The organism is Streptomyces sp. NPDC006925 (assembly GCF_042869575.1).
Taxonomy (GTDB): Bacteria; Actinomycetota; Actinomycetes; order Streptomycetales; family Streptomycetaceae; genus Streptomyces.
Genome location: NZ_JBIAGB010000025.1, coordinates 34,758 through 50,543, shown reverse-complemented (window position 1 = coordinate 50,543; position 15,786 = coordinate 34,758). Strand labels below are relative to the sequence as shown.

Here is a 15,786-nt window from a genome sequence, read left to right as displayed (position 1 = left end):
CGGCGGCCGACGGCTCCGGTCTCCGCGGCTCCGGTCGCCGCGGACGGGACCGGGAGCCGCCTACTCCTCGTCCTCCGGCGCCGGCGGCGGGATCGTGGGGCTGAGGCGGAGCCACAGCAGGAAGCCCAGGCCCAGGACCAGCATGGCGAGTCCGGTCCACAGGTTGATGTTGATGTCCTGGGCCTTCTTCAGGTCCTCGTCCGAGGCGAAGACCCCCGCGAGGGTGACGAGCACGCCGTAGACCACGAACAGGCCGCCGATGATGCGCCGTACGTCGAAGAGGCGGGCCGCGGTACGGGAGCGCCGCTCCAGCTCCTCGACGTCGTCGGCCACCTGCCGGGCGGCGGGCTTTTCGGTGCTGTTGTCGTTCATTGCGGTTCAGTGTCCTTCGCGTCGGGGCTCAGAAGGAGAAGGGGATGTAGCAGAGGGCCGCGAGGATCACCGCGCCCCAGCCCAGCAGCGCGGGCCTGCGGTACCACGCGTCGTCGCCCTCGCCGGGCGGCTCCTCCGCGCCGGGCGACCGGGTGCCGTACACCAGCCCCGCGAGCTCCTCGACCGGCTTGGACCGGGTGAACAGCGTGACGACCACCATCACCGCGGCGCCCAGCACGAAGGCGACGATCGAGGAGACGAAGTTGGCGCCCTGGTCGCTGGGGATGTCGATGACGCCGTGCTTGTAGAACCAGAAGTAGTTCACCATCGCGCCGGCGGTGCCGCTCAGCAGGCCCCAGAAACCGGCGGCCGGCGTGGTCTTCTTCCAGAACATGCCGATGATGAACACGACGAACAGCGGCACGTTGAAGAAGGAGAACAGCGTCTGCAGGTAGTTCATGATGTTGCTGAACGAGGAGGCGATGAACGCGGTCCCCATGCCGATCAGCACGCCGACGGCGGTGACCCAGCGGGCCGTCCTGACGTAGTACGCGTCCGGCTGGTCCTTCTTCAGGTACGCGGCCCAGATGTCGTTGGTGAAGACGGTGTTGAAGGAGGAGATGTTGGCCGCCATGCCGGCCATGAACGCCGCCAGCAGACCGGTGACCGCGATGCCCAGCACACCGTTGGGCAGCAGGTCGCGCATCAGCACCGGGATGGCGTCGTTGTACTGCAGCCCGTCCTCGTGCTTGCCCAGGGTCGGCTCCATCACGAGTGCGATCAGGCCGGGTATGACCACGACCGCCGGGATGAAGATCTTGGGGAAGGCGGCGATCAGCGGGGTGCGCTTGGCGGCCGAGAGGTTCTTGGCGGACAGTGCGCGCTGCACCTCGGCGAAGTTGGTCGTCCAGTAGCCGAAGCTCATCACGAAGCCGAGGCCCAGCACGATGGTCAGCCAGTTGGCGCCCAGCGGGTTGGCGGAGCCGATGCCGGTGCCGTCCCAGGCGGTCATGAAGGCGCCGCCCTTCTCGCCGGAGAGGGTGTCGCTGATGCCGCCCCAGCCGCCGACCCGCTTGAGACCCACGACGGTGAGCGGGATCAGCGCGGCGAGGATGACGAAGAACTGCAGCACCTCGGTGTAGATCGCCGAGGAGAGACCGCCGAGCGTGATGTAGGCGAGCACGAAGAAGCCCGCCACCACGATGGAGATCCACAGCTCCCAGCCCAGCAGCGCCTTCAGCACGAGTGCGAGCGCGTAGAGGTTCACGCCCGCGATCAGCACCGAGGAGACGGCGAAGATGATCGAGCTGAGCAGGTGGGAGGAGGGGCCGAATCGGTGCAGCAGGAACTCGGGCACCGAGCGGACCTTGGAGCCGTAGTAGAACGGCATCATCACCAGGCCGAGGAAGACCATGGCCGGGATGGCGCCGATCCAGTACCAGTGCACGGTGTAGACGCCGTACTGGGCGCCGTTGGCGGCCATGCCGAGGATCTCGGTGGCGCCGAGGTTGGCCGCCACGAAGGCGAGGCCGGTGATCCACGCGGGGAGCGACCGGCCGGAGAGGAAGAAGTCGAGACTGGTCTTCACACTGCGCCGGGCGGCGAAGCCGATCCCGAGCACGACGGCGAAGTAGATGCCGAGGAGTGTGTAGTCGAGTCCGTTGGTGGGGAGCCGTAGCCCTTCGGCCAAGTGCAACATGGGTCACTCGCTTCATTGCGCGATCGGAACGCACGTGAACGTACCGCCGAGGTTTCAGTTTTTGAAAGGTCCTGTTGCGGGAGTTTGTTTGATTGTGATGAATGTCGACGGTTGACCTCATCGTTTTGTCTGGTTTCGCCCGTCCTGTTCCCCGCCGTGAGGGGTCGGGATCCGGCGCTGCCCCCTGTTGAAGACTCTGTTGGCTCGTGGTTCCTTGTGTGTGATTATGTTTGAGGTCCAGGAGCGAGGAGCCACCCGGTGAAGAAGACCTCAGGCCGTCTGGCCGACGGCCGCGAGATCGTTTACTACGACCTCCACGACGACGCCGTCCGCACCGCCGCCGACCGGCGCCCGATGCCCGCCATGGAAGCGCACGCGCAGGCCCGGCACGATCCGCTGCTGGACGAATGGGTGGGCGTCACCGCGCACCGCAACGCCCGCACCTACCACCCCCCGGCCGACGAGTGCCCGCTGTGCCCCTCCCGCGACGGGCGGATGAGCGAGATCCCGGAGTCCGACTACGACGTCGCCGTCTTCGAGAACCGCTTCCCCTCCTTCCACGGGGCGCCCGGCCCGCAGCAGGCCCACGGCTCCGCCGGGGTCTTCCGGCAGATGCCGGGCGCCGGCCGCTGCGAGGTCGTCAGCTTCACCTCCGACCACCGCGCCTCCTTCGCCGACCTGGACGAGGAGCAGGCCCGCCTCGTCCTGGACGTGTGGACCGACCGCACCGCCGAGCTGTCCCACGTGCCGGGCGTCGAGCAGGTGTACTGCTTCGAGAATCGCGGCGAGGAGATCGGGGTGACCCTCTCCCACCCGCACGGCCAGATCTACGGCTACCCGTTCACCACCCCGCGGACCGCCCGGATGCTGCGTTCCCTGGCCGCACACGCCGCGGGCCCCGGCGGCAACCTCTTCGAGAGCCTGGTCGCCGCCGAACGCACCGCCGGGGAGCGGATCGTCCTGGAGGGCGAGCACTGGATCGCCTTCGTCCCGCACGCCGCGCGCTGGCCCTACGAGGTGCACCTGCACCCCACCTCCCGGGTGCCCGACCTGCTCGGGCTGAGCGAGCCGGCCCGCGCCGAGTTCCCCGGGATCTACCTGGAACTGCTGCGCCGCTTCGACCGCCTCTTCGGCGAACCCGCGGCCCGCACCCCCTACATCGCCGCCTGGCACCAGGCACCGTTCGGCACCGGCCCGGATGCGGGCCTCGCGAGCCGCGAGGAGTTCGCCCTCCACCTGGAGCTGTTCACCATCCGCCGGGCCCCGGGGAAGCTGAAGTTCCTCGCCGGGTCCGAATCCGGGATGGACGTGTTCATCAACGACGTGCCGCCGGAGGCGGCGGCCGAGCGGCTCCGCGAGGTGGCGTCGTGAAGCGCACAGCGAGAGGTGGTTTCGTGTGCGGTGCACCCGGCGCACCCGGCGCCCGCGTGCGCGCGGAAGCGACCCGAGCAAAGGACAGGCGCAATGGCTAAGTACCTGGTGACCGGCGGGGCCGGATATGTGGGCAGCGTCGTGGCGGCCCACCTGCTGGAGGCGGGGCACACCGTCACCGTCCTGGACGACCTCGACACCGGCTTCGCGCGGGCCGTCCCCGGCGGCGCCGAGTTCGCCGGCGGCGGCCTGGGCGACGCGGCCCGGGTGCTGGACTCCTCCTACGACGGCGTCCTGCACTTCGCCGCGCACTCCCGGGTGGGCGAGTCGGTCGAGCAGCCCGAGAAGTACTGGCGCAACAACGTCGGCGGCACCGTCGAACTGCTGGCCGCCATGCGCGCGGCCGGCGTGCGCACCCTCGTCTTCTCCTCCACCGCCGCCGTCTACGGCGAACCCGAGAGCACCCCGATCACCGAGACCGACCCCGCGGCGCCCACCAGCCCCTACGGCGCGTCCAAGCTGGCCGTCGACCACATGATCGCCGGCGAGTGCCGGGCACACGGCCTGGCCGCGGTCTCGCTGCGCTACTTCAACGTCGCGGGCGCCTACTTCGCCGCCGACGGCACCCCCTACGGCGAGCGCCACGACCCCGAGTCGCATCTGATCCCGCTGGTGCTCCAGGTCGCGCAGGGGCGCCGCCCGGCGATCTCGGTGTACGGCGACGACTACCCCACCCCCGACGGCACCTGCGTGCGCGACTACATCCACGTCGCCGACCTCGCCGACGCGCATCTGCTGGCCCTCGACCGGGCCGCCCCGGGCGAGCACCTGGTCTGCAACCTCGGCAACGGCAGCGGCTTCTCCGTCCGCGAGGTCGTCCAGACCGTCCGCAAGGTCACCGGGCACGAGGTCACCGAGCAGGTCGCGCCGCGCCGCGGCGGCGACCCGGCCGTGCTCGTCGCCTCCGCCGAGCGGGCCCGCCGGGAACTGGGCTGGCAGCCCCGGCGTACCGGGCTGGCGGAGATCGTGTCCGACGCCTGGCGGTTCGCGCGGCACACCGAGCGGGAGCGCGCCCCGGAGGCCACGGCGTGAGCGGTGACACCGGGCAGCACACCCGGGACGTGCGGGACGGGTTCCGGGAGATCTACGGCGCCGCACCCGAGGGCGCCTGGGCGGCACCGGGCCGGGTCAACCTCATCGGCGAACACACGGACTACAACGACGGCTTCGTGATGCCGCTCGCCCTCCCGCACACCGTGCACGCGGCCGCCGCGCGGCGCGACGACGGCGTCCTGCGGCTCCACTCGGCCGATGTGCCCGGCGCCGCCTACCGGCTCCGGCTGGATGAGTTGCGGCCCGGCGCCGACGGTGGCTGGGCCGCCTATCCGGCCGGCGTCGGCTGGGCGCTGCGGGAGGCGGGACTGCCGGTCGGCGGCGCGGACGTGCACCTGACCAGCACCGTGCCGACCGGCGCCGGGCTCTCCTCGTCGGCAGCCCTGGAGGTGGTCACCGGGCTCGCGCTGACCGAGCTGTACGGGCTGGAGCTGTCCCGGCAGCAGTTGGCGCGGCTGTGCCAGCGGGCCGAGAACGACTTCGTGGGCATGCCCTGCGGAATCATGGACCAGACGGCCTCGGCCTGCTGCACCGAGGGCCATGTGCTGCACCTGGACACCCGTGAGCAGGACCGGCGGCAGATACCCTTCGACCTCACCGCCGAGGGGCTGCGGCTGCTCGTCGTCGACACCCGGGTCAAGCACACCCTGGCCGACGGCGCCTACGCGGAACGCCGCCGGGCGTGCGAGGCGGGCGCCGCGGCCCTCGGCGTACGGGCACTGCGCGACATTCCGCACGGGGAACTGGGCGCCGCGCTCGCCCGGCTGCCCGACCCCGGGGTGCGCACCTGCGTCCGGCACGTCGTCACCGAGAACCGGCGGGTCGAGGAGGTGGTCGCGCTGCTGGAACAGGGCGACCCGCGTGCGGTGGGCCCGGTGCTGACCGCCGGACACGCCTCCCTGCGGGACGACTTCCGGGTCTCCTGCGAGGAGCTGGACCTGGTGGTCGACAGCGCGCTCGCGGCCGGAGCGCTCGGCGCCCGGATGACCGGCGGCGGCTTCGGCGGCTCGGCGATCGTCCTGGCCGAGGACTCCCGCAGCGGCGCGGTCGGGGAGGCCGTGACCGCCGCGTTCGAGGCGGCGGGCCATGCGGTGCCGCACCTGTTCGAGGCGGTGCCGAGCGCGGGCGCGCGCCGTCTGTGAGACGGCAGCCCCTCCCGGTCGGAGACGGCAGCCCCTCCCGGTCGGAGACGGCAGCCCCTCCCGGTCGGAGACGGCCGCGCCCGGTCGACCAGCGGGCCGGATCCGCGTGTGCGGCGCGGCCGCACGGATGCGCTCCCCACGCGCCCTGGCGCCCCCAGGGGGATACGAGTACAACGACTTTTGTCAATTGCCTTCCGTTGTCACAGCTCGCCCGTACTCTGAACCTTGTGCACAGCACCGGTGGGGGCCGGTGCTGATCAGGGGGCGAGTCAGCCGGGTACGACGTCCGGGGGCGGGGTAGACAGCGAACACGGCGGCGGCCGTGTCGATGGCGCGTTTTCCCGCGCATGGGCGCCGTGCCCGCACTGCCAGGGGGTTCCATGCAACGTATTCGCGTGCTGGTGGTCGACGACCACCGCATTTTCGCCGAGTCCTTGGCCGCCGCGCTCGCGGCCGAACAGGATGTCGAAGTCGGCGCGGCGGGCAGCGGGCCGGCCGCGCTGCGCCATCTGGAGCGCGGCGCCGCCGAGGGCCGCCGGTTCGACATCCTGCTCGTGGACGCCGATCTGGGCGCACCGCTGAACGGGTCGGCGCAGCCCGGGAACGGAACGCTGCCCGCTCCGGTGCCGATCCCGGCCCAGGCCGGCCCGCTCGGGCCGGGCCCGGCGCGGACCAACGGCGAGAAGCCCGCCTCCGGCGCCCCGCTCGGTGCCCCGGACGAAGCTCCGCCGGTACCGGCCGGCGCCCCGGGCGCCGCCCCCGGTGGCGCCGCGGACCCGCCGTCCCCGGCGGCCACCGTGGGCGGGTTACCCCTGGTGGCACGCGTCCGGGCCGACTACCCGGCGGTGCGCACCGTCGTCCTGGCCGAGCGCGACGACCCCCGGCACGCCGCTGCGGCGCTCCAGGCGGGCGCGGGCGGCTGGGTCGCCAAGGACTGTTCGCTCTCCCGGCTCCTGCAGGTGATCCGGGGCGTCCTCAAGGACGAGACCCACCTGCCGCCCGCCCTCCTCACCGGTGTCCTCCGGGAGTTGACGGCCAGCCGCAAGCACCGCACCGAGAGCGAACGCCTCGTGGAGTCGCTGACCCCGCGCGAGCGCGAGGTGCTGCGGTGCATGGTGGCGGGCCTGGGCCGGAAGGCCGTCGCCGAGCGGCTGTATCTGTCGCCGCACACGGTCCGCACCCATATGCAGAACGTCCTGGGCAAGCTGGGCGTCCACTCCACGCTGCAGGCGGTGGCCCTGGCCCGGCGCGCCGGGGTGGGCCCGGCCGAACTGGAGCCCGTGGGGGCGCGCTGACCCGGCCGCCGCGCCGCCCCGCCCCGCCGGGTATGCGAGTGGCGGGCCGCTGTCGGTGCCCCGCCCTAGGCTGACGTTCGCTCACCCGAGACCGACGGACGGCTGTGGAGGACGGAAGAATGCAGCGGATGACCGAGGCCCAGTGGCGGGCCTTCGTCCTGACCGGCACCCGCACCGGCAAGCTGGCGACCACCCGCAGGGACGGCCGCCCGCATGTCACCCCGGTGTGGTTCCTGCTGGACGACGCGGGCCGGCTGCTGTTCACGGTGGACAGCGCCTCGCTCAAGTACCGCTCCCTGCGCCGGGACCCCCGCTTCTCCCTCTGTGTGGACGACCAGGAGCCGCCGTACAGCTTCGTGATGCTGGAGTGCGTGGCGGCCGAGTTCCTCGACGACCTCGAGATGATGCGCTCCTGGGCCACCCGGCTCGGCAGCCGCTACATGGGCGCCGACCGCGCGGACGAGTACGGCAGGCGCAACGCCGTCCCGGGCGAGTATCTGGTGCGGGCCCGCGTCGAGCGGGCCGTCGCCTTCGCGGGCGTCGCCGACTGAGGGACCGCGGGCGGTGAACCGAGGGGGACGACGGCGGGGCTGCGGGCCTGTGCGCTCCCGGATTGCGGCGCCGGGGCCGACGGGCTGAGCGCCCCGTCACTCACTCCGCGTTCCTGGCGGCGCTCCACCCCCCGTCCACCACCAACTCGGCGCCGGTCACGAAGGACGCGTCCGCCGAGAGCAGGAAGGCGATGGCGGCGGCGACCTCGTCGGGACGCCCGTGCCGGCCGAGTACCGTCTCCCCGGCGGCCTGCCGCCGGTCCTCCTCCTCGACTCCGTCCCAGGCGGGCGTCATGACCGGGCCGGGCAGCACGGAGTTGACCCGCACCCGGGGGCCGAACTCCGCGGCGAGCTGGCGGCCGAGTCCGGTCAGCCCCGCCTTGGCGGCGGCGTACGCGGGTCGTCCGGGCAGTCCGGCGAGGGCCTGCACGGAGGAGGTCAGCACCACCGTGCCGGCCTGTTCTCGCAGGTCCGGGAGGCAGGCGCGCACCCCGAGGAAGGCTCCGGTCAGGTTCACCCCGAGCTGGGCCTCCCACACGGGCACGGAGATCCGGTCGGCGGCGCCCTCGTGCAGCAGCGACGCGTTGCACACGAGCCCGTCCACCGGACCGAAGCCCGCGTGCGCCGTCTCCACGGCGCGCTGCCAGGCCGGTTCGTCCGTGACGTCTCCGAGGACGAACGCGGCCCGCCCGCCGGAGGCCGTGATCTCCCGCGCGGTGCGGTGTGCTCCGGCCTCCTCCTTGTCGAGGAGGACCACTGCCGCTCCCTCGTCGGACAGCCGGTGTGCCGTCGCGGCACCGATGCCGCGGCCGCCTCCGGAGATGACGACCGTACGTCCCTCGAACCGCGCGCCCATGGCCATGCGCGTGATCGTACGGGCCGGGTACCCGCCGGGGTAGGGCGCTCGGGAGTGTGCTCAGCCGGGGATGTTGTCGAACGGAGCCGTCAGCTGCCGCAGCAGCGATGCGAGTTCGCCGCGCTGCAGGGGGGAGAGCTCGACGAGGATGGCGCGCTCCTGGTCGAGCAGTCCGGCCAGGGCGCTGTCGGCCCGGTCCTGCCCCTCGGCGGTGAGCCGGACCAGGACGCCGCGCCGGTCACTGGGGTCGGGCAGCCGTTCGACGAGCCCCTTCTTGGCGAGGCGGTCGATGCGGTTGGTCATCGTGCCCGAAGTGACCAGGGTCTGGGTGAGCAGTTGACCGGGGGAGAGCTGGTAGGGGGTGCCCGCCCGGCGCAGCGCGGTCAGCACGTCGAACTCCCACGGCTCCAGGCCGTGCTCGGAGAAGGCGATGCGCCGGGCGCGATCCAGGTGCCGGGCCAGTCTGCTGACCCGGCTGAGCACCTCGAGCGGCTCAACGTCGAGGTCAGGGCGCTCCCGGCGCCAAGCTGCCACCAAACGGTCGACCTCGTCCTCCATGGGATCAGTGTAGAGGTTGTGTCGACGTGAAGTCTCTTGACGTCAAGATACGGCTGGGGGCACCCTGCTGCCATGTGGGACCCCGAGCAGTATCTCCGGCACGCCGGGCCGCGGCTGCGCCCCGTCCGCGATCTCCTGGCGCAGGTACCCGAGCGGTTGCCGGGGCAGCCACACGCCAGGATCGCCGATCTCGGCTGCGGCCCCGGCGGCCCCAGCCTCCCGCTGGTCGAACGCTGGCCCGAGGCGCACATCACCGGATACGACAACGCTCCCGAGATGCTACGGGAAGCCGGCAGACACACCCGCCCCGGCCGCCTCGACTTCGCCCACGCCGACCTCGCCCACTGGCGCCCCGACCCCGCCGAGCACTTCGGGCTGCTCTTCTCCAACGCGGCCCTCCAGTGGGTGCCCGGACACCAGCACGCCTTCCCCGACTGGCTCGCGGCCCTGCCGTCCGGCGGCACCCTGGCCTTCCAGGTGCCCGGCAACTTCGACGCGCCCAGCCACACCCTGCTGAGCGCACTGCGCAACTCCGCGCGCTGGCGCGACCGGATCGGTGCGCAGCCCCGCTCCGGCTCGGTGCTCACCCCGGCCCGGTACGCGGATCTGCTCGCCCCGCTCGGCCCCGGCGGCTGCGCCGTCGACGCCTGGGAGACCACCTACCTGCACCGGCTGACCGGCACCGATCCGGTGCTCGAATGGACCAAGGGCACCGCCCTCCGTCCCGTGCTCGCCGCGCTGGCCGACGATCCCGCCGCACGGGACGACTTCCTCGCCGAATACGCGGCGGCGCTCCGCCAGGCGTATCCGCGCGGCGCCGACGGGACCACGGCGTTCCCCTTCCGCCGCGTCTTCGTCGTCGCCGTCAAGCGCTGACGGGGACACAGCTCCGTCAAGCGCACGACGGGGACGCAGCGCCGTCAAGCGCCGACGGGGGCCGCGTCCACCGATTCCGGGCCGGTGCCGCGGCGGTCGGACCCGGCCGCCCGTCCGGCGGCCCGGGCGGCCCGCCACTCCGGGGCCAGGACCGACCAGACCTCGATGTCGCTCCGCTCGCCCCGGTACCGGAACATCTCCCGCAGCACGCCCTCCTTCGTCATGCCCAGGCGCCGGGCCACCGCGATGCTGGGCTCGTTCGCCGAGGGCACCTGCCACTCCACGCGGTGGATGCCGCGCTCCTCGACCGCCCAGTCGATCAGGACCCGCACAGCCCGGGTCACCAGGCCCCGGCCCACCGCGGCAGGCTCCAGCCAGCAGCCCGCCTCCGCGGTGCCCTGCGCCACGTCCATCGTGCGGAAGAGCACCCCGCCGACCAGCGTGCCCTCCGCTGTCCGGATGCCGAGGATCCGCCCGGTGTCGGTGGCGGCCTTCTGCGCGTACGCCGTGAGGAAGGCGCGGGTCGACTCCAGGTCCCGGTTCGCGTCCGCCAGCCCGACGTGCCGGCCGATGAACTCCCGCCCGCGCTCGATGTGGGCCAGGAACTCCTCGGCCTGCCACGGTTCGAGCGGGCCCAGCTCGGTGCCGTCGTCATCCAGCGGTATTCCGAACATCGCCGTCCTCCACGTTCCCGTGTGCGCCCCCCTGGGCACACCGCGAACGGAGCTTCGCACATCTCCCGCCCCGGCCCGAACGGATTTCCGAGCGCTGCTCCGCGCCGGAGCGGCTTCCCCGCCGAGGGGCGCCCACCCGCGCGGCGGCCGGCGCCCCTCGGCGCCGGCCGCGCGCTGCCGGGCCCCGGCAGCGGACGCCCGCGTCGCCGGAGGTCAGGACCGGCGGTGGCCTATCAGGCGGGGCTTCTGCTCCAGGCCGTCGAGGCCGTGCCAGGCGAGATTGACCAGATGCGCCGCCACCTCGGCCTTCTTCGGTTTGCGGACGTTGAGCCACCACTGTCCCGTCAGGGCCACCATGCCGACGAGGGCCTGGGCGTAGAGCGGGGAGAGCTTGGCGTCGAAGCCGCGGTTCTTGAACTCGCGGCCGAGGATGTCCTCGACCTGGGTGGCGATGTCGGAGATCAGCGAGGCGAAGGTGCCGGTGGACTGGGGGAGCGGCGAGTCCCGCACCAGGATGCGGAAGCCGTCGGTGTACTGCTCGATGTAGTCGAGCAGCGCGAACGCGGCCTGCTCCAGCAGCTCGCGGGGGTGGCCCCCGGTGAGCGCTCCGGTCACCATGTCCAGCAGGCGCCGCATCTCCCGGTCGACGACGACCGCGTACAGACCTTCCTTGCCGCCGAAGTGCTCGTAGACCACCGGTTTGGACACCCCGGCCTTGTGCGCGATCTCCTCGACGGACGTGCCCTCGAAGCCGCGATCGGCGAAGAGGGTGCGGCCGATGTCCAGCAACTGCTCGCGGCGCTCCTTGCCGGTCATCCGGCGGCGGGCGCGCTTCTTGGGGCTGCCGCTGGACGGCGGCGTCGTCTCGTCGGTCGGCACGGGAGGGGCCTTCCCTGTCGGCTGGCTGGCTGGGGCCCCATGGGCCTGGAGTGGCCCCTGGGTCAGCACAGCATCATGCCGCCCTGACCGGCTGCTCCGGACGGCGGGAGTCCGAGCCGGCGGTGCCCTCCGGCGCCGGGTCCTGCTCCGGGCCCTGCGGAACGCTCTGCTCCGGCTTCCGGCGCCGCGGGCCGTCGGTGCCGCGCTTCGCGTCCAGCCGGTCGCGCTTCGGCCAGCGCACGTCGTACGCCCAGCCGGCCTTCTCGAACCAGCGGATGATGCGGGCGCTGGAGTCGATCTGTCCGCGCTCGACGCCGTGCCGGGCGCAGGTGGGATCGGCGTGGTGCAGATTGTGCCAGGACTCGCCGCAGGAGAGCACGGCGAGCCACCACACGTTGCCGGACCGGTCCCGGGACTTGAAGGGGCGCTTGCCCACCGCGTGGCAGATGGAGTTGATCGACCACGTCACGTGGTGCAGCAGTGCGACGCGCACCAGCGAGCCCCAGAAGAACGCGGTCACCGCGCCCTGCCACGACCAGGTGGCCAGTCCGCCGACCACCGGCGGGATCAGCAGCGAGACGGCCGTCCACAGTACGAACTGCCGGGAGACGGCGCGCAGCGCGGGGTCCTTGACCAGGTCGGGCGCGTACTTGTACTGCGGCGTCTGCTCCTCGTCGAACATCCATGCGACGTGGGCCCACCACAGGCCCTTCATCAGCGCGGGGATCGTCTCCCCGTACCGCCACGGCGAGTGCGGGTCACCCTCGGCGTCGGAGAACTTGTGGTGCTTGCGGTGGTCGGCGACCCAGCGCACCAGCGGGCCCTCGACGGCGAGCGAGCCCATCACGGCGAGCGCGATCCGCAGCGGCCGCTTGGCCTTGAACGAACCGTGCGTGAAGTAGCGGTGGAAACCGATGGTGATGCCGTGGCAGCCGATGTAGTACATCGCGACCATCAGCCCCAGATCCAGCCAGCTCACCCCCCATCCCCAGGCCAGCGGCACCGCGGCCACCAGTCCGATGAACGGAACGGTGATGAACAGCAGCAGTGCGATCTGTTCGGCCGAGCGCCGCTTCTCGCCGCCCAGCGTCGCGGACGGCAGCGGTGCGGAAGCGGTGCTGCCTGTCTGCGGTCCGGTGGCGGGGGAGGCCGACGCGGCCTCCGGCGAGTCGGCGGGGGCGGGCTGTGGCGAACTGTCGAGCACGTCCGGGCTTGTCGTCATAGATGTCCCTCATTGGACCTCGGCTTGGCTACGGCTCCGTAACCTACGGCGTCGTAAGTATGGCAGCCGTAAGTCATGGGACAAGGGGGGTGCACGCCGGGGCGGGACGCGCCGCCGTGCCCATCCCCCGGACGGCAGTGCTGTGCCGCTCGGCGGCCGACCTATCCTGGTCCCGTCGGACAGCGCGGTCCGCCACCTGCCCGAAGCAACCCCGCAAGGGAAGCAACCCTGCAAGGGAGCCGCACCTGTGAGCAGCGCCGACAGCAACCAGCGAACCCCCCAGCCGCCCCGGAACGCGCCCGGATCGGGTGACCCCGGGACGGCGGGGAACGGCTCCGCGAGGGAGCCCTCCGGCGCGGAGACCCCGGGCGGCCGCAGCGCCGACACCCCCGAGAGTCCAGCCGGCGCCCACACCGCCGCCGACGCGGTGAGCCCGGACAGCACCGAGAGCGTCGAGGCCGCCGAGTCCACCTCCGCACTGCGGGCCGACATCCGCAGGCTGGGCGACCTGCTGGGCGAGACCCTCGTCCGCCAGGAGGGCGCGGAACTGCTCGACCTCGTCGAGCGGGTACGCGCCCTCACCCGCAGCAACGGCGAGGAAGCCGCCGAGCTGCTGGGTGAGACCGACCTGGAGACCGCCACCAAGCTGGTGCGCGCCTTCTCCACCTACTTCCACCTCGCCAACGTCACCGAGCAGGTGCACCGCGGCCGCGAACTGCGCCAGCGCCGAGCCGGGGACGGCGGGATGCTCGCCCGCACCGCCGACATGCTCAAGGACGCCGACCCCGCGCACCTGGCGAACACCGCGCGTCACCTCTCCGTACGCCCCGTCTTCACCGCGCACCCCACCGAGGCGGCCCGCCGCTCGGTGCTGACCAAGCTGCGCAAGATCGCCGAGCTGCTGGAGGAGTCGGACGGAGAGCTGGGCGGAGCCGAGCGCCGCCGCACCGATCTGCGGCTCGCCGAGAACGTCGACCTGGTCTGGCAGACCGACGAGCTGCGCGTCGCCCGCCCCGAGCCCGCGGACGAGGCGCGCAACGCCATCTACTACCTCGACGAGCTGCACCGCGGCGCCGTCGGCGACGTGCTGGAGGACCTGGCGGCCGAGCTGGAGCGCGCCGGCGCACCGCTGCCGCCCGGCACCCGCCCGCTGACCTTCGGCACCTGGATCGGCGGCGACCGCGACGGCAACCCCAACGTGACGCCGCAGGTCACCTGGGACGTGCTGCTGCTCCAGCACGAGCACGGCATCAGCGACGCGCTCGCACACGTGGACGAGCTGCGCGGCGCCCTCTCCAACTCCATCCGCAACTGCGGTGCCACCCAGCCGCTGCTGGACTCACTCGAAGGAGACCTCGCGCGACTGCCGGAGATCAGCCCCCGCTACAAGCGGCTCAACGCGGAGGAGCCCTACCGGCTCAAGGCCACCTGCATCCGGCAGAAGCTGCTCAACACCCGCACCCGGCTGGCCGAGAAGCTCCCGCACACCGAAGGCTGGGACTACCTGGGCACCGGCGAGCTGCTGGACGACCTCGTCCTCCTCCAGGACTCGCTGCGCGAGCACCGCGGCGGCCTGGTCGCCGACGGCCGGCTGGAGCGCGCCATGCGCACCATGGCCGCCTTCGGCCTCCAGCTGGCCACGATGGACGTGCGCGAGCACGCCGAGGCGCACCACCACGCGCTCGGCCAGCTCTTCGACCGGCTCGGCGAGGAGTCCTGGCGCTACGCCGACATGCCGCGCGACTACCGGCAGCGGCTGCTGGCCAAGGAGCTGCGCTCGCGCCGCCCGCTCTCCCCCAGCCCCGCGCCGCTGGACGCGGCCGGAGCCAAGACCCTCGGCGTCTTCGAGACCGTGCGCAAGGCGCTGGAGACCTTCGGCCCCGAGGTCGTCGAGTCGTACATCATCTCCATGTGCCAGGGCGCCGACGACGTGTTCGCCGCCGCCGTCCTCGCCCGCGAGGCCGGACTGATCGACCTGCACGCCGGCTGGGCCGAGATCGGCATCGTGCCGCTGCTGGAGACCACCGACGAGCTGAAGATCGCCGACGAACTGCTCGACGCGATGCTCTCGGACCCCTCCTACCGCAAGCTGGTCTCGCTGCGCGGCGACCTCCAGGAGGTCATGCTGGGCTACAGCGACTCCTCCAAGTTCGGCGGCATCACCACCAGCCAGTGGGAGATCCACCGCGCCCAGCGCCGGCTGCGCGACGTGGCGCACCGGCACGGCGTACGGCTGCGGCTCTTCCACGGCCGTGGCGGCACCGTCGGCCGCGGCGGCGGCCCCACCCACGACGCGATCCTCGCCCAGCCCTGGGGCACCCTGGAGGGCGAGATCAAGGTCACCGAGCAGGGCGAGGTCATCTCCGACAAGTACCTGGTGCCCTCCCTCGCGCGGGAGAACCTGGAGCTGACCGTCTCCGCCACCCTCCAGGCGTCGGCCCTGCACACCGCGCCCCGCCAGTCCGACGAGGCCCTCACCCGCTGGGACGCGGCGATGGACACCGTCTCCGACGCGGCCCACCGCGCCTACCGCGACCTGGTGGAGGACCCGGACCTGCCCGCGTACTTCTTCGCCTCCACCCCCGTCGACCAGCTCGCCGAACTCCACCTGGGCTCCCGCCCCTCCCGCCGCCCCGACACCGGCGCGGGGCTGGACGGGCTGCGCGCCATCCCGTGGGTGTTCGGCTGGACCCAGTCGCGGCAGATCGTCCCCGGCTGGTTCGGCGTCGGCACGGGCCTGAAGGCCGCCCGCGAGGCCGGACTCGACAGCGTGCTGGAAGAGGCGCACACGCACTGGCACTTCTTCCGCAACTTCCTGGCCAACGTCGAGATGACGCTGGCCAAGACCGATCTGCGGATCGCCCGCCACTACATCGAGACGCTCGTCCCGCAGGAGCTGCGGCACGTGTTCGCCACCATCGAGGCCGAACACGCCCGCACGGTGGAGGAAGTGCTGCGCATAACAGGCGAGAGCGAGCTGCTGGAGGCCAACCCGGTCCTCCGGCAGACGCTGAAGATCCGCGACGCCTACCTCGACCCGATCTCCTACCTCCAGGTCTCCCTGCTGCACCGCCAGCGGCAGGCCACGGCCGAGGGCAAGGAGCCGGACGAGAACCTGAGCCGCGCACTGCTGCTCACCGTCAACGGCGTCGCCGCGGGCCTGCGCAACACGGGCTGA

The 15,786-nt window shown here is 72.5% G+C and carries 14 protein-coding genes; 7 read left to right on the top strand and 7 right to left on the bottom strand.

Going from position 1 to position 15,786, the window contains the following annotated elements; genetic code table 11:
• Nucleotides 1–60: 60 nt before the first annotated feature.
• Nucleotides 61–372, bottom strand: a complete 312-nt coding sequence (locus ACFYNS_RS26415; protein ID WP_360298811.1) for a hypothetical protein — start codon at nt 370–372, stop codon at nt 61–63.
• Nucleotides 373–400: 28 nt separating this feature from the next.
• Nucleotides 401–2,071: a sodium:solute symporter family protein gene (locus ACFYNS_RS26410; RefSeq protein WP_360298814.1), complete on the bottom strand. Its 1,671-nt coding sequence runs from the start codon at nt 2,069–2,071 to the stop codon at nt 401–403.
• A gap of 258 nt (nt 2,072–2,329) precedes the next feature.
• On the opposite strand from ACFYNS_RS26410, the gene galT reads away from it, so the two are divergent.
• From galT to ACFYNS_RS26385, 5 genes are all read left to right on the top strand, one after another.
• The gene (gene galT, locus ACFYNS_RS26405) at nt 2,330–3,442 is read left to right on the top strand and encodes a galactose-1-phosphate uridylyltransferase (RefSeq protein ID WP_388605395.1); all 1,113 of its coding nucleotides are present in this window, start codon (nt 2,330–2,332) and stop codon (nt 3,440–3,442) included.
• Between the two features lie 93 nt (nt 3,443–3,535).
• Nucleotides 3,536–4,534, top strand: a complete 999-nt coding sequence (gene galE / locus ACFYNS_RS26400; RefSeq protein WP_360298820.1) for a UDP-glucose 4-epimerase GalE — start codon at nt 3,536–3,538, stop codon at nt 4,532–4,534.
• On the top strand, nt 4,531–5,697 hold the full coding sequence (gene galK, locus ACFYNS_RS26395; RefSeq protein ID WP_388605392.1) for a galactokinase: 1,167 nt from the start codon (nt 4,531–4,533) through the stop codon (nt 5,695–5,697). Before galE ends, galK begins: the two co-directional genes overlap by 4 nt.
• A 380-nt stretch (nt 5,698–6,077) precedes the next feature.
• The gene (locus ACFYNS_RS26390) at nt 6,078–6,992 is read left to right on the top strand and encodes a LuxR C-terminal-related transcriptional regulator (protein ID WP_360297041.1); all 915 of its coding nucleotides are present in this window, start codon (nt 6,078–6,080) and stop codon (nt 6,990–6,992) included.
• A 128-nt stretch (nt 6,993–7,120) separates the two neighbouring features.
• Complete coding sequence (locus ACFYNS_RS26385) at nt 7,121–7,543, top strand: PPOX class F420-dependent oxidoreductase (protein ID WP_360297044.1); 423 nt, start codon at nt 7,121–7,123, stop codon at nt 7,541–7,543.
• Between the two features lie 100 nt (nt 7,544–7,643).
• On the opposite strand, the gene ACFYNS_RS26380 is transcribed toward ACFYNS_RS26385, so the two are convergent.
• Nucleotides 7,644–8,405: an SDR family NAD(P)-dependent oxidoreductase gene (locus tag ACFYNS_RS26380; protein ID WP_388605390.1), complete on the bottom strand. Its 762-nt coding sequence runs from the start codon at nt 8,403–8,405 to the stop codon at nt 7,644–7,646.
• A gap of 54 nt (nt 8,406–8,459) precedes the next feature.
• On the bottom strand, nt 8,460–8,957 hold the full coding sequence (locus ACFYNS_RS26375; protein ID WP_360297049.1) for a MarR family transcriptional regulator: 498 nt from the start codon (nt 8,955–8,957) through the stop codon (nt 8,460–8,462).
• A gap of 72 nt (nt 8,958–9,029) precedes the next feature.
• On the opposite strand from ACFYNS_RS26375, the gene ACFYNS_RS26370 reads away from it, so the two are divergent.
• Nucleotides 9,030–9,833 carry a trans-aconitate 2-methyltransferase gene (locus ACFYNS_RS26370; protein WP_388605387.1) on the top strand — a complete coding sequence of 268 codons (804 nt, stop codon included), beginning with the start codon at nt 9,030–9,032 and terminating at the stop codon, nt 9,831–9,833.
• 44 nt (nt 9,834–9,877) lie between these two features.
• On the opposite strand, the gene ACFYNS_RS26365 is transcribed toward ACFYNS_RS26370, so the two are convergent.
• The 3 genes from ACFYNS_RS26365 to ACFYNS_RS26355 all read right to left on the bottom strand — a co-directional run bounded on the left by ACFYNS_RS26365 (nt 9,878) and on the right by ACFYNS_RS26355 (nt 12,608).
• Entirely contained in the window at nt 9,878–10,507 is a 630-nt protein-coding gene (locus tag ACFYNS_RS26365; RefSeq protein WP_360297054.1) for a GNAT family protein, read from the bottom strand.
• Between the two features lie 213 nt (nt 10,508–10,720).
• Entirely contained in the window at nt 10,721–11,386 is a 666-nt protein-coding gene (locus tag ACFYNS_RS26360; RefSeq protein ID WP_019355465.1) for a TetR family transcriptional regulator, read from the bottom strand.
• Nucleotides 11,387–11,459: 73 nt separating this feature from the next.
• Complete coding sequence (locus ACFYNS_RS26355; RefSeq protein ID WP_360297059.1) at nt 11,460–12,608, bottom strand: fatty acid desaturase; 1,149 nt, start codon at nt 12,606–12,608, stop codon at nt 11,460–11,462.
• Between the two features lie 427 nt (nt 12,609–13,035).
• Between ACFYNS_RS26355 and ppc the strand changes: the two genes are divergently transcribed.
• On the top strand, nt 13,036–15,786 hold the full coding sequence (ppc, locus tag ACFYNS_RS26350; RefSeq protein ID WP_360297086.1) for a phosphoenolpyruvate carboxylase: 2,751 nt from the start codon (nt 13,036–13,038) through the stop codon (nt 15,784–15,786).

Bases quoted from the DNA above. Each gene is read 5' to 3' on its own strand.
- ACFYNS_RS26415 (WP_360298811.1), bottom strand. From the start codon at position 372: ATGAACGACAACAGCACCGAAAAGCCCGCCGCCCGGCAGGTGGCCGAC.
- ACFYNS_RS26410 (WP_360298814.1), bottom strand. From the start codon at position 2,071: ATGTTGCACTTGGCCGAAGGGCTACGGCTCCCCACCAACGGACTCGAC.
- galE (WP_360298820.1), top strand. From the start codon at position 3,536: ATGGCTAAGTACCTGGTGACCGGCGGGGCCGGATATGTGGGCAGCGTC.
- ACFYNS_RS26390 (WP_360297041.1), top strand. From the start codon at position 6,078: ATGCAACGTATTCGCGTGCTGGTGGTCGACGACCACCGCATTTTCGCC.
- ACFYNS_RS26385 (WP_360297044.1), top strand. From the start codon at position 7,121: ATGACCGAGGCCCAGTGGCGGGCCTTCGTCCTGACCGGCACCCGCACC.
- ACFYNS_RS26380 (WP_388605390.1), bottom strand. From the start codon at position 8,405: ATGGCCATGGGCGCGCGGTTCGAGGGACGTACGGTCGTCATCTCCGGA.
- ACFYNS_RS26375 (WP_360297049.1), bottom strand. From the start codon at position 8,957: ATGGAGGACGAGGTCGACCGTTTGGTGGCAGCTTGGCGCCGGGAGCGC.
- ACFYNS_RS26370 (WP_388605387.1), top strand. From the start codon at position 9,030: ATGTGGGACCCCGAGCAGTATCTCCGGCACGCCGGGCCGCGGCTGCGC.
- ACFYNS_RS26365 (WP_360297054.1), bottom strand. From the start codon at position 10,507: ATGTTCGGAATACCGCTGGATGACGACGGCACCGAGCTGGGCCCGCTC.
- ACFYNS_RS26355 (WP_360297059.1), bottom strand. From the start codon at position 12,608: ATGACGACAAGCCCGGACGTGCTCGACAGTTCGCCACAGCCCGCCCCC.